This window comes from Alteromonas sp. 4NH20-0104 (genome assembly GCF_057547795.1).
This window is the reverse complement of the sequence record NZ_BAAJLP010000001.1, coordinates 69,390-89,801: the sequence shown is the minus strand read 5'-3', so window position 1 is coordinate 89,801 and position 20,412 is coordinate 69,390. Positions and strand designations below refer to the sequence as shown.

At 49.6% G+C, this 20,412-nt stretch carries 20 protein-coding genes; all 20 read left to right on the top strand.

Annotation, left to right across the window (positions count from 1 at the left end; translation table 11 throughout):
* Positions 1–135: 135 nt before the first annotated feature.
* The 20 genes from AC27IB_RS00400 to AC27IB_RS00305 all read left to right on the top strand — a co-directional run bounded on the left by AC27IB_RS00400 (position 136) and on the right by AC27IB_RS00305 (position 20,373).
* On the top strand, positions 136–960 hold the full coding sequence (locus tag AC27IB_RS00400; RefSeq protein ID WP_296044872.1) for a flagellin N-terminal helical domain-containing protein: 825 nt from the start codon (positions 136–138) through the stop codon (positions 958–960).
* 351 nt (positions 961–1,311) lie between these two features.
* A complete protein-coding gene (locus tag AC27IB_RS00395) occupies positions 1,312–2,142 on the top strand; it encodes a flagellin N-terminal helical domain-containing protein (protein WP_296044873.1) in 831 nt (276 codons plus the stop codon).
* Between the two features lie 458 nt (positions 2,143–2,600).
* Positions 2,601–3,431 carry a flagellin N-terminal helical domain-containing protein gene (locus tag AC27IB_RS00390; RefSeq protein ID WP_487118124.1) on the top strand — a complete coding sequence of 277 codons (831 nt, stop codon included), beginning with the start codon at positions 2,601–2,603 and terminating at the stop codon, positions 3,429–3,431.
* 923 nt (positions 3,432–4,354) lie between these two features.
* Positions 4,355–5,182, top strand: coding sequence for a flagellin N-terminal helical domain-containing protein (locus tag AC27IB_RS00385; protein WP_487118122.1), 828 nt, complete (start codon positions 4,355–4,357; stop codon positions 5,180–5,182).
* Between the two features lie 104 nt (positions 5,183–5,286).
* Positions 5,287–5,724 carry a flagellar protein FlaG gene (locus tag AC27IB_RS00380; RefSeq protein WP_487118120.1) on the top strand — a complete coding sequence of 146 codons (438 nt, stop codon included), beginning with the start codon at positions 5,287–5,289 and terminating at the stop codon, positions 5,722–5,724.
* 9 nt (positions 5,725–5,733) lie between these two features.
* Positions 5,734–7,182: a flagellar filament capping protein FliD gene (gene fliD / locus AC27IB_RS00375; protein WP_487118118.1), complete on the top strand. Its 1,449-nt coding sequence runs from the start codon at positions 5,734–5,736 to the stop codon at positions 7,180–7,182.
* A gap of 29 nt (positions 7,183–7,211) precedes the next feature.
* Positions 7,212–7,640 (top strand): flagellar export chaperone FliS, encoded by a 429-nt coding sequence (gene fliS, locus AC27IB_RS00370; RefSeq protein ID WP_279318207.1) that lies wholly within the window; start codon positions 7,212–7,214, stop codon positions 7,638–7,640.
* Positions 7,637–7,954 carry a hypothetical protein gene (locus AC27IB_RS00365; protein ID WP_487118116.1) on the top strand — a complete coding sequence of 106 codons (318 nt, stop codon included), beginning with the start codon at positions 7,637–7,639 and terminating at the stop codon, positions 7,952–7,954. Before fliS ends, AC27IB_RS00365 begins: the two co-directional genes overlap by 4 nt.
* Positions 7,955–8,267: 313 nt before the next feature.
* A complete protein-coding gene (gene pseB / locus AC27IB_RS00360) occupies positions 8,268–9,272 on the top strand; it encodes a UDP-N-acetylglucosamine 4,6-dehydratase (inverting) (protein ID WP_487118114.1) in 1,005 nt (334 codons plus the stop codon).
* The gene (pseC, locus tag AC27IB_RS00355) at positions 9,269–10,414 is read left to right on the top strand and encodes a UDP-4-amino-4,6-dideoxy-N-acetyl-beta-L-altrosamine transaminase (protein WP_487118112.1); all 1,146 of its coding nucleotides are present in this window, start codon (positions 9,269–9,271) and stop codon (positions 10,412–10,414) included. Before pseB ends, pseC begins: the two co-directional genes overlap by 4 nt.
* Entirely contained in the window at positions 10,411–11,112 is a 702-nt protein-coding gene (gene pseF / locus AC27IB_RS00350) for a pseudaminic acid cytidylyltransferase (RefSeq protein ID WP_487118110.1), read from the top strand. The genes pseC and pseF overlap by 4 nt, the downstream gene beginning before the upstream one ends.
* Positions 11,105–12,178: a pseudaminic acid synthase gene (pseI, locus tag AC27IB_RS00345; RefSeq protein WP_487118108.1), complete on the top strand. Its 1,074-nt coding sequence runs from the start codon at positions 11,105–11,107 to the stop codon at positions 12,176–12,178. The genes pseF and pseI overlap by 8 nt, the downstream gene beginning before the upstream one ends.
* Positions 12,175–13,215 (top strand): UDP-2,4-diacetamido-2,4,6-trideoxy-beta-L-altropyranose hydrolase, encoded by a 1,041-nt coding sequence (gene pseG / locus AC27IB_RS00340; RefSeq protein ID WP_487118106.1) that lies wholly within the window; start codon positions 12,175–12,177, stop codon positions 13,213–13,215. Before pseI ends, pseG begins: the two co-directional genes overlap by 4 nt.
* Before the next feature lies 1 nt (position 13,216).
* Positions 13,217–13,795: a GNAT family N-acetyltransferase gene (locus tag AC27IB_RS00335; RefSeq protein ID WP_487118104.1), complete on the top strand. Its 579-nt coding sequence runs from the start codon at positions 13,217–13,219 to the stop codon at positions 13,793–13,795.
* Between the two features lie 14 nt (positions 13,796–13,809).
* Complete coding sequence (locus tag AC27IB_RS00330) at positions 13,810–14,052, top strand: acyl carrier protein (RefSeq protein ID WP_487118102.1); 243 nt, start codon at positions 13,810–13,812, stop codon at positions 14,050–14,052.
* Entirely contained in the window at positions 14,036–14,800 is a 765-nt protein-coding gene (locus tag AC27IB_RS00325) for an SDR family NAD(P)-dependent oxidoreductase (RefSeq protein ID WP_487118100.1), read from the top strand. Before AC27IB_RS00330 ends, AC27IB_RS00325 begins: the two co-directional genes overlap by 17 nt.
* Positions 14,797–16,200 (top strand): AMP-binding protein, encoded by a 1,404-nt coding sequence (locus AC27IB_RS00320; protein WP_487118098.1) that lies wholly within the window; start codon positions 14,797–14,799, stop codon positions 16,198–16,200. The genes AC27IB_RS00325 and AC27IB_RS00320 overlap by 4 nt, the downstream gene beginning before the upstream one ends.
* Position 16,201: 1 nt before the next feature.
* On the top strand, positions 16,202–17,272 hold the full coding sequence (locus AC27IB_RS00315; protein WP_487118096.1) for a LuxE/PaaK family acyltransferase: 1,071 nt from the start codon (positions 16,202–16,204) through the stop codon (positions 17,270–17,272).
* A gap of 55 nt (positions 17,273–17,327) precedes the next feature.
* Positions 17,328–18,425: an acyl-CoA reductase gene (locus tag AC27IB_RS00310; RefSeq protein ID WP_487118094.1), complete on the top strand. Its 1,098-nt coding sequence runs from the start codon at positions 17,328–17,330 to the stop codon at positions 18,423–18,425.
* A gap of 52 nt (positions 18,426–18,477) precedes the next feature.
* On the top strand, positions 18,478–20,373 hold the full coding sequence (locus AC27IB_RS00305) for a sulfatase-like hydrolase/transferase (RefSeq protein WP_487118092.1): 1,896 nt from the start codon (positions 18,478–18,480) through the stop codon (positions 20,371–20,373).
* Positions 20,374–20,412: the final 39 nt, after the last annotated feature.

The following is a 20,412-nucleotide window of genomic DNA, read 5'->3' as shown; positions in this document are numbered from 1 at the left end:
ATGGGTCGATAAAGATGATGAGAGAGCCAGTTCATCAATTACCCCTCAAGGTGTTGGTGACTACTATTTAAATTGAAAAACACCGGGTCACCCGGTAGCCAGCTCTGGCTGGATTGAGAGTGTAGGAGAGACTTTATGTCTATGTTCGTCAATACCAATGTGTCTGCATTAAACGCGCAACGCCAGTTGTTCGATGTATCTAATGCTTTAAGCACTTCATTTGAGCGTCTTTCATCAGGTTTCCGTATCAACGGAGCTGCTGACGATGCTGCAGGTTTGCAAATTACCGATCGTATGACTTCTCAGATCCAAGGTCTGAACCAGGCTGTACGTAATGCTAATGATGCAATTTCACTCACCCAAACCGCAGAAGGCGCGCTGAACGAGACCACTACGGCTCTGCAACGTATTCGCCAACTGGCAGTGCAGTCTCAAAACGGTATCAACAGCTCTGCTGACCGTGTTGCCCTGCAAAAAGAAGTGTCGGCACTGAAAACCGAAATTTCACGTATCTCTACTGATTCACAGTTTAACGGCCTTGATCTGTTAACCGGTACTTACTCTGCTAAGTTCCTGGTGGGCGCCAATGGCGGTCAGACTATCTCAGTCAACCTGTCTCGCGCTGGTGGCTTCGGAGCCTCAGGCCTGAGCGTTGGCTCACTGTCTGTTGCTACGGCTTCAAATGCCTCTGCAGCACTGGCTTCAGTAGATGCCGCAATATCCTCAATCGGTGGTGTGCGTGCCGACCTTGGTGCACTGCAAAACCGTTTCCAATCGACTATTCGTAACCTGAGTAATATCTCAGAAAACGTATCTGCAGCCCGTTCACGAATCAAAGACACTGATTTCGCGGAAGAGACTGCAGCACTAACGCGTAACCAGATTATCCAGCAGGCGAGTACCACTGTTTTGTCTCAGGCAAATCAGCGTCCGCAGGCTGCACTACAGCTATTAGGATAATCCGTTATGACACCCAAGTCAGGGAATGGGGCCAGGAGGTAGTGAACCAGGTATCCGCCTGACACCGGGAGTTAGCTCACTCTCAATTAAAAATGAGCATTAGCCGGACGAAAGTCCGGCGCTTTAACGTCTGTAACTTATTGATTTTTAAGCTCAATAAAATTTAGTAAAAAAAGGCTAAAGGATTTCTCCTGCCCGCACGATAACTATTACAAAGGCACTGCGAATAACAAAAATAAATACGCAAAAGTGCCAGGCTGATCGCCCCAATAATAACAATATGATCGGCCAGACCAGGTTAACAAAAACAATAAAAACCTGGGTAATACAAAATCGTTAGGAGATTAAAAAATGAGCTTATACGTTAGCACGAATGTGTCGTCGCTGAATGCTCAGCGGCAACTATTTACCTCAAATAACCATTTGAGTACCGCTTTTGAGCGCTTGTCTTCCGGTTTCCGGATTAACAGTGCCAAAGATGATGCCGCTGGACTACAAATTTCAGACCGTATCACATCCCAAATTATGGGCCTGGATCAGGCCGTTCGTAACGCCAATGACGGGATTTCTCTCGCTCAGGTTGCCGAAGGCGCCATGCAGGAAATCACTACCGCATTACAGCGTATCCGTGTTCTGGCTATCCAGGCACAAAATGGTATTAATACCTCCGCCGACCGTCTGGCACTGCAAAAAGAAGTGTCAGCTCTGAAAACCGAGATTTCGCGTATTGCGTCGACCTCTCAGTTCGCGGGTGGGGATATTCTTACCGGTACGTTCTCTACTGCATTCCTGGTAGGAGCGCAGGCAGGGCAATTTATTAACTTTAATCTGTCTCGCTCCGGCGGTTACGGCTTCTCAGGCTTAACCAACGGGTATAACGCCAGTGTTTTGACGGCCGGACAGGCGTCAGCCACGTTACCTATTATCGATTCGGCCATTTCAGCCATCGATGCCAAGCGTGCAGACCTGGGTGCGATTCAAAACCGCTTCCAGTCAACTATCAGAAATTTAAGCAATATTTCGGAGAACGCTTCAGCGGCACGGTCACGTATCAGAGATACTGACTTCGCTACTGAGACTGCCGAACTGACTCGCTGGCAGATTATCCAGCAGGCCAGTACCACGGTACTGAGCCAGGCTAACCAGCGGCCACAGGCTGCACTACAGCTGCTGCAAGGTTAATCCTATGCATAAGCTTACGAATGCAAAAAGCGGGGGCAGACTGCATTCGGTAATCGAATAACGATGAGTAGATAAGTAAGAAAAACGGTCGAGTTGCAATATGTGGGGGCAGACTGCAATCGACCGGTGAGTAGAGTGTATTTGCAAGACAACGTGACGATTAAGCAAGCTAAGTGTCAAAACCACTGGGGTTTTGAGTGTTGAGCTAAGCTGCCGACTGACAGGAATGAAGCCAGGAGGTAGTGAGAGGTATGAGGTCTGAACATCATACCTGCAGTCAGCATGAGCTTGTGCTCAATTTAGCACTGCTTAACCAGGCGTAAGCCAAGCAAAGCGTCAGTTTTTTATCACTGACGCAAAAGATAATGCATAGGCTATGCCAACACGTTGAAGTGATTTTTTAGAGCGTTGAAAACAATAATAAGCACAACGCGTACTTTAACTGTTAGGAGCAATCCATGAGTCTTTACGTTAACACCAATGTATCCTCTCTGAACGCGCAACGTCAGATGTTTAGTTCAAGCAACGGACTTGATACTGCCTTTGAACGCTTATCATCAGGTTTTCGCATCAACTCTGCGGCAGATGACGCAGCGGGTCTGCAAATCTCTGACCGGATGACCAGCCAAATTCAAGGCCTTGATCAGGCGGTCAGAAACGCCAATGACGGCATTTCCCTGGCCCAGACGGCTGAGGGGGCAATGCAGGAGATCACTACCGCTTTGCAGCGTATACGGGTATTGGCTATCCAGTCGCAGAACGGGATTAATACCTCTGCAGACCGCCTGGCACTGCAAAAAGAAGTGTCAGCGTTAAAGACCGAAATATCACGGATTGCGACAACCAGTCAGTTTGGTGGGGTAGACATTCTCACCGGAGGCTACTCTGCTAAATTCCTGGTGGGAGCCAACGCCGGACAAACTATCAGTGTGAACATATCCCGCACGGGTGGCTACGGATTCTCCGGACTCACTAATGGTCAGAGTGATTTATCAATTGCCTCAGCGGCAACAGCTTCGGCGGCATTGACCACCATCGACTCGGCTATTTCTGCCATTGATGCTAAACGGGCCGACTTGGGGGCTATTCAAAATCGCTTCCAATCCACTATCAGAAACTTGAGTAATATCTCTGAGAACGTATCAGCGGCAAGATCGCGCATCCGGGATACAGATTTTGCCACGGAGACGGCACAACTTACCCGCTTCCAGATTATACAGCAGGCAAGCACAACCATATTGTCTCAGGCCAATCAACGGCCGCAGGCAGCACTGTCGCTATTAGGATAATTGAAAGAAATACCATAGAGGGTAGGAATTGAGAGGCCAACCCTTGCCAAGGATGGCGGCCGTAAGGCCACCGATACAAGGATTAAAACGCCGACTAACAGAATTGAGAGTGTAGAATTTAGGTTGAGAGGCCAGTATATTTCTACTATTCTGCCAGCCGACTGAAACTGAATTTGCTCAAACTCCTAACGTGAGCAAGTTGGCCGGGTCACTATTTGACTCGGCCTTTTTTATTTTTATTACCGAATCGTTTCCCGTCACTTACCCGAGTTGTTTTGCAACAGTGGTGCCAGCTTTCCAAATTTTCACTTAAATAAATACGCATCCCTTATATTTGCTGCGCTGCGAGTTATGTTTCACTTGTCAAAGACCCATCTGGTTCATTCGGCCTGACAAACTATTGACGTCAAAAGGCGGAGAAACCTTGCCAGTCACTGCCGCACAGGCTGGCAATATTGCCGCCTGACATGCCTGCCACAACACACGACTAGCGAAACGAAACTGTTATTAGCGCGTTCACGCGTTCAATTGACACGTTTATATTGACTTAAAAGTACTGTTTTTAGCAAACCTGACAGCAGGATGGTGTCTTTAATCGCTTGTTTTAGTACTTGAAATTAAAAAATGTCGTCTGTTTATATCTTTAAAATCAATAGCTTATTTTTGTTTTTGAATTTATTTAAATTTTTTTCGAAAAAAAACTAAAGATTCTCAAGGTTGGGCCGATACCTTTAGTTGAGGGGTAATTCATTTGATGAATTGCGTAGTGGCTGTGAGAAGCGCTACAAAATGAGGTGGTTTAGCAATTGTTGTTGTGATGAATATCGCAACTAATGATTCAGTGCTAAATCAGGTACGAAAGATTATAGCTTAGCAGAGTCCGGGGGGATTCTGCTACAGGTATAATCCCAGGAGGTTAGATAATGTCTTTATATGTAAATACAAACGTCTCGGCCCTGAATGCACAGCGTCAGCTTTTCGATGTGAGCAACAAGCTAAGCACATCATTTGAGCGTCTGTCTTCAGGTTTTAGAATCAACAGTGCGGCGGATGATGCAGCAGGTCTGCAAATTTCAGATCGTATGACGTCGCAAATCCAGGGCCTTAACCAGGCTGTGCGAAATGCAAACGATGCAATTTCACTAACACAAACCGCCGAAGGTGCCTTATCTGAGGTAACTACCAGCTTACAACGTATTCGTCAGCTGGCAGTGCAGTCTCAAAATGGTATCAACAGCTCAGCAGACCGTGTTGCACTGCAAAAAGAAGTGTCAGCCCTGAAAACTGAAATGTCGCGTATCGCAACCGATACGCAATTCGGTGGTGTAGACCTGCTTAACGGCACTTACTCTGCGAAGTTCCTGGTGGGTGCAAACGGTGGTCAGACTATCTCTGTAAACCTGTCACGCGCCGGTGGTGGTTACGGTACATCAGGCCTGTCTCTGGCGAACTTGTCAGTGTCTTCAGTCTCTGGTGCATCGGCTGCTTTGACATCTATCGATTCAGCTATCTCTACCATTGGTGGAGCACGAGCAGATTTGGGTGCCTTGCAAAACCGCTTCCAGTCGACTATTCGTAACTTAAGCAGTATCTCTGAAAACGTTTCTGCCGCACGTTCTCGTATTCGTGACACAGATTTCGCCTCAGAAACTGCTGAACTGACTCGTAACCAGATCATTCAACAGGCGTCTGTTTCGGTACTGAGCCAGGCTAACCAGCGTCCACAGACAGCATTATCGCTGTTAGGATAATAGCCGGAAAGTTTACCGGCAACGTGTTGCCGGTTAAGTCAACGAGTAAACGGGCATCTGTGTAAGCAGGCCCGTTTAATGCGTTCTAAAACAGGGGGTTAGTTGTGGAAATTTTACCAACACAAATTGGCCAGAATTTTGCTGGAAATATACCCAAAGAGCAGCCAAAACCCGAGGTAGAATCGGATCAGGTCGCGCTGGACAATTCGTCGCAAGGTGCACAAAAAAATGTGCAGTCTAAAGCAGAAGATGTTCAAGCTGAGCAAAAATCTGCCGATAACTATTATCGAGAGGAACAGGCTCCGGAACTGGACGGTGCAGTACAGGAAATTCAGTCGTTTTTGCAATCGCAAAATCGAAACCTGGCATTTTCTGTGGATGAAAATACCAACCGGTCGGTAGTGACTGTTAAAGATTCCACGTCGGGCGATGTGATTAGACAAATCCCGTCAGACGAGGTGTTGAGGTTAGCGGAAAGAATTAAAGATCTCCAACAAGACATCGGAAGTAGTGTGGGGGTGTTATTTAATAAACAAGTGTAGAGGTGAGCTATGACTATTCAATCGTTAGGTGTTGGTTCCGGGCTTGCGCTTGACGACCTGGTCACGCAATTGCTCAGTGCTGAGCGCGCACCCAAAGAAAAGCGCCTGAATGACAAGGAAGAAAAAATTGAGGCAGAAATTTCTGCCCTGGGCCAAATTAAGTCAAAGCTAAGCGACTTTAAAGACACTGTCGATGAAATGCGTCGTGACAGTGACATCAATGGTCGTGAACCCACTATTACTCATCCGTCCGAAGACAAAGAGATCTTCACCGCTGAAGCGTCAAATTCAGCGCTTCGTGGTTCTTACGAAATAGCCGTATCTGAGCTGGCTTCAGGTTCGCGTATTGAAACTGCAGATGCCGCCTTTTCCAGCTCAAACGATGCGGTGCTTACCGACGGGCTCGGTGATGCCTCCATGACATTTAAAATTAATAATACTGGCGACAGTTTTGCCGTAACAGTCAAGCAAGGCATGACCCTGGCTCAGTTGCGCGAGGCGATCAACAATAACGCTGATAATTTCGGTGTGAATGCCAATATTATTGATACCGGCACGGCATCAGGTGCGAAATTAGTTATTTCTTCCTCAGTGACTGGATTGAATAATGATCTGATGATCGTTAACGACGGCGACCGCGGTGAGTTGGATGCGTTAACCACCAAGAAAGCTAATGAGACAACCGACAATCTGGTGCCGGTTAAAAATGCCGGTAATGCCAAAGCAACTATCGATGGGATCCCGGTAGAGAGTGCCACTAACGAGTTTGAGAACACCATTCAAAACGTGTCGTTTGAGGCAACCAGTGTTTCACCGTTAGACGTTGACGGGCTCAATCGTGTTACTTCTACCCTCGAAATCGGCTATGACCGTGACGGACTGGATAAAAAGATTCGGGATTTTGTTGATAACTACAACAAAATCATCACTGATATCAAATCACTCACCCGCTATGGTGAGTCCGATCTGGAAGAAGATGGTGCCTTAGCCGGTGATTCAATGCTGCGTGGTATAAGTAATGGCCTCGCCAGTATTGTAGGTTCCAGTGTAGGGAGTTCTTCACTAGGCAGTTTATTTGCTTTGGGGGTTGAGCTGAACTCCGACGGCAAACTGGAAATTCCAGCCACGGATTTTGGTTTAGGTTCCGGTGACGAACGTCTTGAAGCCGCATTAGAGGATAACTTCGACGAAATTGCCAAACTGTTTACCGACGAAGACCAGGGCATCGCTGTTCGACTCTATGAGATGGCCGATGAGTACACCTCATACAGCGGTTTAATCACCCTGCGTGAACGGGCTGCAAAAGATGATAAAGATCAGATTGCGGACGATCGCGAGCAATTCGAATTACGCATGGTGAGTTACGAGCAAATCCTGCGTGATCGCTATCTGAACCTCGACCAGACGGTGGCGAGACTTAATCAAACCGGTTCTGCATTGTTAGCAGCATTAGGTTAGTAACTGACATAATAATACGAGGACTTTTCATGGCTCTTACCGGAATTAACGCTTATCGCAAAGGTAATCTGAAGCAGGATATTGCGAATGCCGATCCGCATAAATTAACCCTGATGCTAATGCAGGGCGCGCTGGACCGTATTGCTTATGCTAAGGGGGCAATGGAGCGCCGTGAGTACGAGCTCAAGTCGCAGTACATTTCACGGGTAACCGCTATTCTGATCAATTTGCGCGATACCCTGGATCTGAAAACCGGCGGTGAAACGGCAGAAAACTTGTTCGCTTTGTACGATTACATGATTGAGCGACTCAATCTGGCACACGTTAAGAATGACTTGAAGATGCTGGATGAAGTGACTAACCTGTTAGCACCAATTCGCGATGCGTGGGTTCAAATCCCTGAAGAAGCCAAACAGGAAGCTTTTGAAGCCCAGCGTCAAAAACGCCAAGCTGTGTGAACCTAGACGAACTGAACCACGACCTTACGCCGAACGCTCTCGGCACGCTCAACGCGCAAATTGTTGACGCCTTACCTCAGCCTGACGACTCCTCGTCAGGCTTCAAAACCTTCTTCGAACTTATCGTTCAGCGAGATGAACTAGTTCAGCAGATCCTGGCCGATGCCGACTCGTCGTTTGCCCGGGCTTTTGCCGAAAAAGAGCTGGTTGTGAACGACAAATTAAAGGAACTGGCGCAAACCTTGCTAAAGTCAGCTAAAGACGATGCGAGTCACTTTATACGTAGTCAGGCCGCCATTAAAAAGTACAAATAACCAACGCTTGCCGTTAGCTTTTGCACTATTAATGGATTTTTCCGGCGCGAGTGACTATATTTGCTGACATAGTCGTTATAACCGTTTGTAATGCAAAGTTTTTTGTTTTGTAAGCAAATAGCCGGCTAATATCGCATGTCTTTGCGGCATTTATGTTGCGGGATTTGGGAATGTCTTGTTTATCGTGATATGCACTGCGGGTAACGACAAGTATTTGACACTTGTAATAAGCCAGCCATGATAATGACAGTTCCCTGCAACCAAGTGTGCCGACGCGCAAACAACAATAACTGAACAGAGAGCGGTGGATACGATGACACTATTTGATGGTAAGACGATACTGATCACAGGCGGCACCGGGTCTTTTGGTAAGCGCTTTGTAAGCTACCTGTTGACCACAGCTTCGCCGAAAAGAGTGATTATCTACTCCCGCGACGAACTCAAGCAGTTTGAAATGCAGCAGCAGTACAACGCCCCCTGTATGCGGTATTTCATTGGCGATGTCCGTGATAACGAACGTTTAAAAATTGCCATGAAAGATGTTGACTATGTTGTCCATGCGGCGGCGCTAAAGCAGGTACCTGCTGCTGAATATAACCCCAACGAATGCATCAAAACTAACATCAATGGCGCGCAAAATGTCATTGACGCTGCGATTGCCAACGATGTGTCACGGGTCATTGCGTTATCGACCGACAAAGCCGCTAACCCGGTTAATTTGTATGGTGCCACTAAACTGGCGTCAGACAAATTATTTGTTGCCGCGAATAATATCTCCGGTGCTAAAGGCCCGCGTTTTTCAGTAGTCCGTTACGGTAACGTAGTGGGCTCAAGAGGCTCTGTGGTGCCATTTTTCCGCAAGTTACTGGCTGAAGGCTGTGAGGAACTGCCGGTTACCCATCCGGAAATGACCCGTTTTTGGATCACCCTCGATGAGGGGGTGGAATTCGTAGTGAAAAATTTCTCGCGAATGCAGGGGGGAGAAATCTTTGTACCCAAAATCCCATCGATTCGCATCACCGATTTAGTGACCGCTATGAGCGGTAAACCGGATTATAAAGTCGTGGGGATAAGGCCGGGCGAAAAACTGCATGAAGTCATGGTGCCCGAAGAAATGGCCCATCACACTATCGAGTTTGAAGACCATTATGTGATTGCCCCGGCTATCGTATTTTTCGATAAGAATATTAATTACAAGGTTAACCGCCTGTCTGAGCAAGGTCAGCCAGTGAGTGATAAGTTTGAATATCACTCGGGTACCAATCCACATTTTCTGTCGATTGACGAATTACAGATCCTGGACAAGAGCACGTTATGATCCCTTATGGCAAGCACACACTGTTTTCCGATGACATCGATGCCGTCACACAGGTGCTTGAACAAGGGTTTTTGACCCAGGGACAGCAGGTGCCGGCTTTCGAACAGGCCCTGTGTGATTATACCGGTGCTGGCTTCGCCATAGCCTGCAATAGCGGCACATCCGGGTTACATATTGTTTGTCTGGCGGCGGGGGTAAAAGCTGGCGATGTAGTGTGGACGGTGCCCAATTCTTTTGCCGCATCGGCCAATTGTGCCCGCTACTGCGGCGCAGAAATCGATTTTGTGGATATCGACCCGGTCACCCGTAATTTATGCACGGCCTCGCTGGTGGATAAATTACACCTTGCTGCCGCAGAAAACAAAATTCCTAAAGTCATTATCGTCGTTCATTTTGCCGGCAGTAGCTGTGATATGGCGGAGATCGCGGCCATCACTGAGCCCTTCGGGATCACTCTGGTGGAAGACGCAGCCCATGCTTTAGGTGCGAGGGATGCGCAGGGCCATATTGTGGGTGCGGGTAAGTATTCAGCCATGACGGTGCTAAGTTTTCATCCGGTTAAGTCTATCACCAGCGCCGAGGGTGGCGCAGTGCTGACTAACGATGATGAGCAAGCCGCGCTGTTACGCCGGTATGCCAGTCACGGTATTACCCGTGATCCAGCGATGACAGGGGAAGCGCATCTGGATGAGCCGTGGTTTTATGCCCAGTTTGAACTGGGTTTTAATTACCGTTTAAGTGATGTGCACGCGGCATTGGGGCGTTCTCAGCTCAAACATCTCGATGAGTTTGTGGCCCAGCGGTATGCCCTGGCTCAGGTGTATGACAAAGCACTGGCCGGACTGCCAGTGATAAGGCCGGTGCTCGATTCGCACAGTGCCTGGCATTTGTATATGATTGAACTTACCAGCCACGATCGCAAGCAGGTATTCAATGCGCTGAGGGAGCGGGACATAGGAGTCAATGTGCACTACATTCCTATCCATTTGCATCCTTACTATCAGCAACTGGGTTTTAAGCCCGGTCAGTACCCGAATGCAGAACACTATTACAGCCGTGCGCTGACATTACCTTTATTTCCAGCCCTGTCTGCCGATAACCAAATGGAGGTTATAAAGCAGTTAAGCGAGGTATTATCTTGAATATTGCAGTGATCCCGGCCCGGGGCGGCAGTAAACGTATCAAAGACAAAAACGTCCGGCCGTTCGCCGGAAAACCACTGATTGCTTATTCTATTGAAGCCGCTAAAGACGCCGATGTGTTCGACGACATTGTAGTGTCAACCGATTCGCCAGAGATTGCGCGGGTCGCCAAAGCCTGGGGTGCTACGATAATTATTGAGCGCCCTGAGGCGCTGTCAGATGATTACACCGGTACGTCGCCGGTGGTTCGCCATGCGATAGAAAGCTACAGTGAAATCGTCGATAAGCCGGATTTTGTGTGCTGCATCTATGCCACCGCGCCCTTTTTACGCGCCGATTTCCTGACTGACGGATTATCCCGTCTGCAAGCTGCGCCAGCCATGCATTACGCTTTTTCCGTGACGACCTTTGATTTTCCAATACAGCGCGCCATTCGCCTGGCCGGAGAGGGAGTTGAACCGGTTGATGCTGCCAATATGGGCATGCGTTCCCAGGACCTTGAGGAATGCTATCATGATGCGGGTCAGTTTTACTGGGGGCAAAGCAGCGCCTGGTTAGCCCGTGAGCCAATGTTTGCTACACACAGTATCCCTGTGGTGCTTCCCCGTTATCTGGTACAGGATATCGATACCATGGAAGACTGGACTCGGGCCGAACTGATGTATCTGGCTTATGTGAAAGGGGGCAGTGATGCATAACAACGGGCGCGCCAGTAAAATAATGATTGGCAACCGTGAAATTAGTCGTGATGTCGCGCCTTTTATCATTGCTGAGTTAAGTGGTAATCACAGTCAGTCTCTTGAAACAGCAAGGGCTATGGTTAAAGCGGCCGCCGAAAGTGGTGCCCACGCTATCAAACTGCAAACGTACACGGCTGACAGTATGACGCTGGATGTGATGGAAGCGGGTTTTGTTATCGAAGAAACCGATAGCTTATGGCATGGCGCCAGCCTGTATAGCCTGTATCAAAAAGCGGCTACGCCTTATGAGTGGCACAGTGAACTGTTCGATTATGCTAAATCCCTTGGCATGCTGGCTTTCAGCTCGCCCTTTGATGAATCGGCGGTGGATTTCCTGGACGAGCTGGATGTGCCGTGCTTTAAGATTGCCTCATTCGAACTGACGGATATTCCGCTCATCAAAAAAGCGGCCAGCATAGGCAAGCCGCTGATCATGTCAACCGGGATGGCCAGCCTGAGTGAAATTGAGCTGGCGGTCCAGACCGCCAGAGAGGCGGGCTGCGAAGAGATTATCCTGCTTAAGTGCACGAGTACGTATCCTGCCGAACCCATCAATACCAACCTGACTACCATTCCCCATTTACGCGATGCCTTTGGCTGTGAAGTGGGCCTGAGCGATCACACCGGTGGAATTGGCGCAGCGGTGGCTAGCGTAGCATTGGGTGCCAGCGTAATAGAAAAACACTTTGTGCTGGATCGTAACGGCGGTGGGGTTGATGCGGCATTTTCACTGGAACCTCAGGAACTCGCCTCGCTGGTAATCGAAACCGAACGGGCCTGGCAGGCATTAGGACTGGTAAAATACGGCGGTACTGTAGCCGAAGATAAGGCTAAACAATATCGCCGTTCTATTTATGTTAGCCAGGATATTCAACCCGGCGAACCGCTGGGACCAGACAACCTGAAAATAGTCCGTCCGGCCTTTGGTCTGGCACCGAAGCACTGGGATTCAGTGCTGCATAAAAAAGCCACCCGGTTTATTAAGAAAGGGACGGCGCTTAGCTGGGAGCATATCGGCGAATGAGTGCTGTAGTTTTTTGCACCGGCGGCAGCCATAAAAGTGGTATTGGCCATATTATGCGCTGCCAGGCGCTTGCTCAGGCAGCCGAAGAACAAGGACTGGAAAGCCTGTTCATTGTGAATGAAGCCGCCCGACAATTTATCCTGCAGCGACACGACTGGAGTGGCCGGTTGGTGTTAGCCGCAGATAATGAACTAGCACTGGCCAGGCAGCTGATCCGGCTTGCTGAGGAAAATGCGGCCACCGCTATTGTGCTCGACGGTTATGATTTTAGCGAAGCGTTGGTCAGGCAGGTTAGCGGTGCTAAGGCACCGCTGGTGTTGCTGGATGATATTCGCCAGCCTGGTTTTCAGTATGCGGATATTCTGTGTAATCCTGCCGGAGACGAGTGGCGCGAAGATTATGTCAACGCGAACCCCGCGGCCATGTTGTGTTTAGGGGCTGGTTACCGCTTGTTACGAAGGGAATTTTCGGTTACCCGCCCGTTACCCATAAATCAGCGTTTTAGTCTGACAATCAGCATGGGCGGCAGCGATCCCGCGGGATTAACCTTGCCGTTGCTCAAGGCAATAACCGGCGAACTGCCCGACGCGCCTTTTCGAGTGGTTACTGGTCCGGGCTTTGCACCGCAGGCGCTGAGCGATTTAACCACCTTTATTGCCAACACGGACTGTGCTATTCAGCATGTGCACAACTGTCAGGATATGGCCGACCTCTGGGTGAATGCCCGTTTAGCCGTGGTTGCGGCCGGGGGCAGTCAGTTTGAATTAGCTGCATGTTTAACGCCGTCGGTCCTGCTCACTGTGGCAGACAATCAGCGTCAGGCCAGCGGGCAGGCAGCCAGTCAGGGCTGGTGTCAGGTCATCAATGCTGAACATAACCTCGATTTGACCACACTCGCCGCCAGCGTAAAAGCGCTCTGGCAAGACGAAAGCCGCCTGGCAGCAATGTCTCAGGCGGCATCAGCAGTAGCCGTTACCGATGGCGCCTGGCAGTTATTGGCGGCTATTGCTCAGTGGCGCAACGACCAGGCAGGATAATATGTTGAGTGACGAGCCGGTAAATCAGTTTACGCTCAGTGGTTATCAGGTTGAACTATTGCCAATGACACAAGCGCATCAGTCGCAGATGCGCAGCTGGCGCAATCAGGAAGAAATTCGCCAACAAATGGTGTCAGACGAAATGATCAGCGAAGAACAACAGCAGGCGTGGTTTAAAAAGACCCGCCTTGACCCGAAACAATTGCACTGGGTGATTAAGTTTCGTGACCAGCTCATTGGCGCAACGAATGTGAAGTCGCTGGAAACCGGCAAAACCGCAGAACAGGCGAGTTTACTGGAACCCGGGCTGTATATTGGCGAGCAGCGCTATCAGGGCAATATCGTCGCCTTTGCCCCAACACTGGCCATGTACGATTTTTGTTTCGAACAACTTGGCACCAAACGGTTCCGGGCGGTAGTTAAGCGCAGTAATCAAAATGCTTTGAGTTACAATCAAAAGCTGGGCTATAAGATAGTCGAAGACAATGCGCTCAGCGTACTGGAGCTGGATGTGGAAAATTATCGTCAGGCTACAGCCCCGATCAAACAGTTTTTATCACGCACTCGCAACGCGAAATAAGGAACGAGATACACGTGGATACGCAACAACAATTACAACAAGCCTTTAGTGATGCACTGGGGATCCCGCCGGAAAAGGTCACCGATAGCCTTACTTATAATACCATCCCGGAGTGGGACTCGACGGCGCATATGGTGTTGATAGCTGAGCTGGAAAATGTGTTTGATGTGATGCTCGATACTGATGACATTATCGATATGAGCTCGGTGGCCCAGGCGAAGTTAATTCTGCAAAAATACGATGTCAGCTTCGCATAATACGTTATTACAAAACGCTTCTGTATTGATAACCGGGGCAACTGGCGGTATTGGCCAGGCTATTGTTGCTGCGTGCGTTGAGCGCGGAGCAACCGTGTTTGCTGGCGGTCGTAATGAAGATGCACTCAGCGCCATGCAGGAACAGCTTGGTAAGGCACTGCGACCACTGGTGTACGATGTGACCGATGAACACGCGGTAAAAGACATATTTCGCCAACTGCAGCGCCAGGTGTCAGATGGGCTCGCGCCACCGCTTTATGGGCTGGTCAACAATGCCGGTGTGATGCTGGAGTCGCCGTTATCGGTAACCGGCATGGATAAACTGAAACAACAGCTCAATATCAATTTTCTCGCGCCTTATCAGCATATGCAACTGGCTAGTCGGCTAATGAGCCGCTTACGCCGCGGCAGTATCGTGAATATTGTGTCCCAGGTCAGTGAGCAGGGCAGTAAAGGCATGAGTGCCTACGCTGCCAGTAAAGCAGCCCTGACCGGTGCTACCAAATCCCTGGCGAAAGAACTGGCACCGGTGGGAATTCGGGTGAATGCGGTAGCCCCGGGGTTTATCGACACGCAACTTACCGAACATTACGAAGACGAAGCCAGACAAAAAGTGCTGCAGCGAACCGTGCTTCAGCGCGCCGGAACCGCCAAAGAAGTGGCTGAGGCGGTATTGTATTTACTTTCTGAGCAGGCCGGTTATACCACGGGTCATGTATTACCGGTGGATGGACATTTTTGCCCATGAGTCATGCAGAGCTGGTGATCCCGTTTATTGAAGCCCACCGTCATTCAGAACATATAGCACTGATGGATGACACTGATGGCCTCACTTACCGCGAGCTAAGAGAAGCAATAGAGCGACGAGCGCAAAACTGGCAGCAAATTGTTTCCCTTCATCGCCCGGTGGTGATGATGCTGATTGATAACAGTATCACCAGTGTGGTGGATTACTTAACCGCACTGAGTCTGGATTATGTGGTGCTGCTGCTTAATCCCGACTGTACGCTAGCCACCCGTGAACAGTATGCACAGGTATTAACGCCCAATGCGGTAATTGGTGATGGCACTGTTACCCTTTTGCATAACGAACCACTGCCAACAGATGCCCGGTTAAGCCTGTTGTTATCAACTTCCGGTAGTACCGGCGCCGGGAAGTGCGTGGCGCTCTCGCAACGTAACCTGACGGCGAACTGTGACGCCATTTTAGCGTACCTGCCCATTGTGGCAGAGGATATTACGCTGGCTACCTTGCCACTTAGTTATTCTTACGGATTATCGGTGTTGCACACGCATCTTAAAGCGGGTGCAACCATCTGTTTTACCCGCCACAGCGTGTTTGATAAAGCGTTCTGGGCGTTGATAAAAAACCGTCCGGTGACATCGCTGGCCGGCGTGCCTTCTTTTTACGAAATGCTGCTGCGGTTGCGTTTTACCCGCATGGAACTACCGGCCCTTCGCTACTTTACTCAGGCCGGCGGTAAACTGGCTCCTGCCCATGTGACCAGTCTGGCAGAGCACGCCAAACAAACCAATAAAGCATTTTATGTGATGTACGGCCAAACCGAGGCCACCGCCCGGATGGCCTACCTGACACCGGAGAAGGTATTGCAAAAGCCGGGCGCGATGGGGCAGGCGATTGCCGGCGGCGAATTTAAACTGACAGGTGCAACCGAGCCGGATGGTGAAGGCGAGCTTTGCTATCGTGGTGATAATGTCATGTTGGGCTACGTTGAAAAGACGGCCGATTTAGCTGCGTTTACACCACCAGAATGGCTGGCCACGGGCGATCTTGCCGTGTGTGATGCCGGGGGGGATTACACGATTACCGGGCGCACCAAGCGAATGATCAAAATTGCCGGTGAACGGGTTAATCTCGACGTTGTGGAGCAGACTTTTCTGAGCATACTTGCCGAGCAAAACCTGCCTTTAGCGGCCTGCGTTATTGGCCAGGATGACAAGCTTATTGCTGTGTATAGCGGCGAACTGTCTGCTGAGCAAAACGTGCAACTCACTGATCAACTCGTAAAAATGCTGGCTATCCCAAAGCGAAATATCTCTGTAATCGCTAATGTCACGATTCCGCTGTTGGGTAACGGCAAAATTGATTACGCCAGCCTTGCTCAGCAACAAGAAGGGGCGGCCTGACATGTTCAGCTATCCACCCGACTTATTTGATTTACCGGTTTATGGCCTGCCAAGCGTTCAGAAGCAAGCTATGCTGGATGAACTGCTACCGCGTTTAAGTGCCCATCATTACGAGCATTGTCAGGCTTATCGGCAGTTGGTGGAATGTAACCCGTTTGACCTTAGTATTGCCGGAAGTCTGGGTCAGCTGCCGGTAGCCGCAAGATTATTTAAGGATCTTGAATTGGCCAGTATCGATGAGTCCGAAGTCTTCAGACAAATGCGTTCTTCCGGTACCAGCGGTCTGGCCTCTAAAATTATTCTTGATGGGCCGTCGGCCAAGCGCCAGAGTCAGGTGCTGGTGAAAATTCTGCAAAGCTGGTTGGGTAAACAGCGCCGCCCCATGCTGTTAATCGATGCCCCCTCCACGGTGAAAAAAGCCGGGGCCATGACCGCCAGAGCGGCAGGTCTGCAAGGGCTATCCTTTTTTGGTCGCCACCATTGCTATGCCCTGGATGATGAAATGCAACTGGACGTGGATACAGTTCAGGCATTTTTTACCGAGCACGGTGAGCAGCCCGTGCTGATATTTGGCTTTACTTTTATCGTTTGGCAGCAGTTTATTCAGGCGATGATAAACCAGGGTCTTACTGTTAATTTATCTAATGCCATCCTCATTCACGGCGGTGGCTGGAAGAAAATGCAGGAGCAGGCGGTGACCGACGAGCAGTTTAAAGCGACTATCCGAGACACCCTGGGCAACGTCAGTGTGCACGACTATTACGGCATGGTGGAGCAAACCGGTACGATATATATGCAATGTGAGCATGGCCATTTACACACTCCGGTTTGGTCGGACGTACTCATTCGTCACCCGGTGGATTTAAGTGAAGTGGAGTTTGGCAAAACGGGATTAATTCAGGTGAACTCGGTGTTGCCAACCAGTTACCCGGGCCATTGCCTGCTGACCGAAGACCTCGGCACCATTATTGGCGAAGATGACTGCGCCTGTGGCCGGTTGGGGAAATATTTTAAGGTGCACGGCCGGGTGCCTAAAGCACAAGTGAAGGGTTGCAGTGATACCTTTGTTTAATGATAACTCACCACTCACGTGGCACATAGAGGCACAAAGCCTCAACCAGAACAGGTTGCAGTCACTTGCAGAAATCCGCGCTTCGGTGGCTGGGTTTGCAGCGTTTTTGCTTAAACAAAATACGGCGCGGGAGCATCCTGAAATCGTCGCCCTGGCATTTTGGTTTCGTCAGGCGCACCTGACGCAAATTACCACAGCCATGCCGACTGAGCTTAATGACAAAAAGGTCAGTAGGGTGTTTCATATTGCCCCGGCCAACGTTGATACGGTGTTTATGTATTCGGTACTGCTTTCCGTACTCTGTGCTAATCAGAACATCGTGAGAGTCAGTCAGCGCAGCGGCGAGGTGACCTGGCTGTTAATTTCTCTGTTGAAGGAATACCTGAAGCTCCCGGAAGGACAAGTTCTGGCTAACCAGGTTGCCGTGGCTGAATACGATGCCCGCCACGAACAGGTGACGGAGCAACTGAGCAACTGGTGTGATTTAAGGGTTATCTGGGGCGGCGACGAAGCCATTAAGGCAGTGTCAACAATCGCGCCACAAACCGCCCAGGTCTGCTTTCCAGATCGCTATTCAGTCGCACTTATACAGCTGGACGAAAACAGTGACATTAACGCGCTGGCCAGCCAGTTTTTAACTGATTTACTGCCATTCACGCAACAGGCCTGTTCGTCACCAAAAGCTATTTACTGGCTCAATACCGTGCCTGATTATCAGCGCTCATTCTGGACAGCGGTTGAACGGCAGATCGGCGAAGTGGCTCATCAGTTTGAAATGGGTCACAAGGTCAATCAGCATATTCTGTTGCAAAAGCTTGCCGCAGGGTGGGGTATGACACTAACGCAGGATCCTGGCCGCATAATTGCTTCCTTTGCGCAAATACACAATGTCGGACCCATTGGCCGCTGTAAGGTCAAAACTTTGACTGCTGATATGCTCGAGGCGCATGACGGCAATGGGTTAGTGCTTGAAAAAGACATCGGTGTTAGCGACGAAATCGCCTGTTCGCCTAAGCTGCAGACGATTAGCTACGCGGTCACCGGCGAACTAACAACGCCAAAAGGGGAGTTCAGGCGTGTGGTGCCAATGGGTAAAGCGTTGGAATTTGCGCCGGTGTGGGATGGCGTGGACTTACCGGATGTTTTCTGGTGATGATTGACGTTCGCTTCAGCCCATACCGTAACCGTATTAACGGGCTATCTCTATGCTGGCTATAACCAATACTCTGGCACAAAGCGTATTGCTGTTTGCTGCGCTGCTGCCACTGCTGCTGCTCAACAAGGCGCTTAGAGCGAAACGCGGCGCTCTGAGTAAAACCGCCTCACTGGCTGATATTAACTGGTTGCTGCTGGTGTCAGTTGGCCACGTGGTACTGTGTCAGCTAAGCGGCATTACCGCAATGGTCAGTACAGCGCTGTTGAGTTTGTATGCGGTACTTATCTGGCTCGATGCCATGCTGTTTGTGCAATACCGGATTGAGGTAAACCGGGAAACCATTAGATGGTTTTTTAAAGGCACCAAAGGCTTGATGAAAGGCGTCCCTCATTTGCTGGATGTCCTGGGCAAATTTAAACCGGCCGTGCTTATTCCGTTTATGGCGGTGGCCAGCTGTACTGCAGTCGCACTGCAGCTATGGGCGCTCATCGCTTATCTGGCAGGGGCTTTATGGCTGCTTTGTGCTATGTCGGTAAGTACCCGGGCTCACAATCGGGGAATTGGGGCGGCGCTGGGATGTTTGCTGATAAGTTTACCCATTACGTCAGGCGTCCCTGTAGGGGCGGCGGAAGTGATAATGCTGGCACTATTAGCTGTGGTGGCGGGTCTGAATGGTTATGCCAGGCTGGTGAAAGCCACCGCTGAATTTTTTACTACACCCAGCCTGCTGCCCAATATTTTGTTAAGTGATAATTTTACCGCGCCGGACATTCCGGATCAGGAGCGCTTACGGCCTTATGTGCCTGCGGTAAAGCCGGTGCAAAAAAGTGAATTGTTCGGACGCTGTAAGGGCGCTAATGTCATTCTAATTACCATGGAATCCCTGGGCTGCTATGTACAGCCTTATGATAATGCGCCGGTGCAATCGTCACTGGTAAAGCGGTTTGGCGCCAACCGCTGGCTGTCATCACAACATTTCAGTTTATGTCCCAACACCACCGTTTCAACCAATCAGATGTACACCGGGCAGTATTCTAATAACCCTTACAACAAAGCGGACTCGGCCTATTACGGCGGCGAACCGCGGTATATCAAAGCGCTGCAACAAGCGGGTTACCAGACTCTGTTCCTCGATAGCGCCAATACCGGGTTGTATGATTATTGGAAGCTGCTGGAACGAATCGGCTTTGACCAGATCTGGGGAACTGATGATATTCCAGCCCGTGGACTCACCGCAGACTACCGCTTGTGGAATATGGTGAATGAGGTAGCGGAGCAGGTAAAAGACAAACCATTCTTTTTGCATTTGATCAATGATCAGACTCACATGCCATACGAAGTGGTAGATAAGCAGCGTTTTAACCGTCATAGCGGGTCGACTCAAAAAGCCCTGTATCTTAATGCGGTAGAAGAAGTGGATTATATCATTGATGAGTTTCTGAACCGTTTAGCGCAACAGGTGGATTTGTCGGACACCCTTGTAGTGTTCACCGGCGATCACGGAGAATCCTTCGGCGAATATGGTTACAGTTTCCACAGTAACTCAGTGATCCCTGAACAAACTCAGGTGCCGTTTATGCTTACGCATCCGAAGTTAACGAGCAAAACCATCAGTCATTCTTCGCACTTTGACTTATTTCCCACGTTTCTGGATCTGCTGGGGATCAGTCACGACATCACTGGACATGGGCAGTCTTTGGCGTTGGATGAGCGCGATAAGTGTTACTTTTTCCATTCTGCGACACTTAAAGGCAATACACCGGCGAATTTTAGTTTGTTGAGCGGGGACGACTTGTACTGGTTTGACAGACTGTTTAATCAGATTTATCAGTTCAGGTTTGAACAGGGACGCTGGCTATCCCAACCGGTAAAAGACAAACAATGGATAGCCACACTGCTCGGGCAAAACTTGCTCAGCAAAGGATTAATGAATACAGAGCAGTAAACCGGCCTGAATTAATGATTTCACTGGCTGAACCGATAA

What these genes read in the sequence shown, in the direction of transcription:
- AC27IB_RS00395 (WP_296044873.1), top strand. Translation starts at nt 1,312, where the DNA reads ATGAGCTTATACGTTAGCACGAATGTGTCGTCGCTGAATGCTCAGCGG.
- AC27IB_RS00325 (WP_487118100.1), top strand. Translation starts at nt 14,036, where the DNA reads ATGTCAGCTTCGCATAATACGTTATTACAAAACGCTTCTGTATTGATA.
- AC27IB_RS00400 (WP_296044872.1), top strand. Translation starts at nt 136, where the DNA reads ATGTCTATGTTCGTCAATACCAATGTGTCTGCATTAAACGCGCAACGC.
- AC27IB_RS00305 (WP_487118092.1), top strand. Translation starts at nt 18,478, where the DNA reads ATGCTGGCTATAACCAATACTCTGGCACAAAGCGTATTGCTGTTTGCT.
- AC27IB_RS00315 (WP_487118096.1), top strand. Translation starts at nt 16,202, where the DNA reads ATGTTCAGCTATCCACCCGACTTATTTGATTTACCGGTTTATGGCCTG.
- pseB (WP_487118114.1), top strand. Translation starts at nt 8,268, where the DNA reads ATGACACTATTTGATGGTAAGACGATACTGATCACAGGCGGCACCGGG.
- pseI (WP_487118108.1), top strand. Translation starts at nt 11,105, where the DNA reads ATGCATAACAACGGGCGCGCCAGTAAAATAATGATTGGCAACCGTGAA.
- AC27IB_RS00335 (WP_487118104.1), top strand. Translation starts at nt 13,217, where the DNA reads ATGTTGAGTGACGAGCCGGTAAATCAGTTTACGCTCAGTGGTTATCAG.
- AC27IB_RS00390 (WP_487118124.1), top strand. Translation starts at nt 2,601, where the DNA reads ATGAGTCTTTACGTTAACACCAATGTATCCTCTCTGAACGCGCAACGT.
- AC27IB_RS00385 (WP_487118122.1), top strand. Translation starts at nt 4,355, where the DNA reads ATGTCTTTATATGTAAATACAAACGTCTCGGCCCTGAATGCACAGCGT.
- pseC (WP_487118112.1), top strand. Translation starts at nt 9,269, where the DNA reads ATGATCCCTTATGGCAAGCACACACTGTTTTCCGATGACATCGATGCC.
- AC27IB_RS00320 (WP_487118098.1), top strand. Translation starts at nt 14,797, where the DNA reads ATGAGTCATGCAGAGCTGGTGATCCCGTTTATTGAAGCCCACCGTCAT.
- pseG (WP_487118106.1), top strand. Translation starts at nt 12,175, where the DNA reads ATGAGTGCTGTAGTTTTTTGCACCGGCGGCAGCCATAAAAGTGGTATT.
- fliS (WP_279318207.1), top strand. Translation starts at nt 7,212, where the DNA reads ATGGCTCTTACCGGAATTAACGCTTATCGCAAAGGTAATCTGAAGCAG.
- fliD (WP_487118118.1), top strand. Translation starts at nt 5,734, where the DNA reads ATGACTATTCAATCGTTAGGTGTTGGTTCCGGGCTTGCGCTTGACGAC.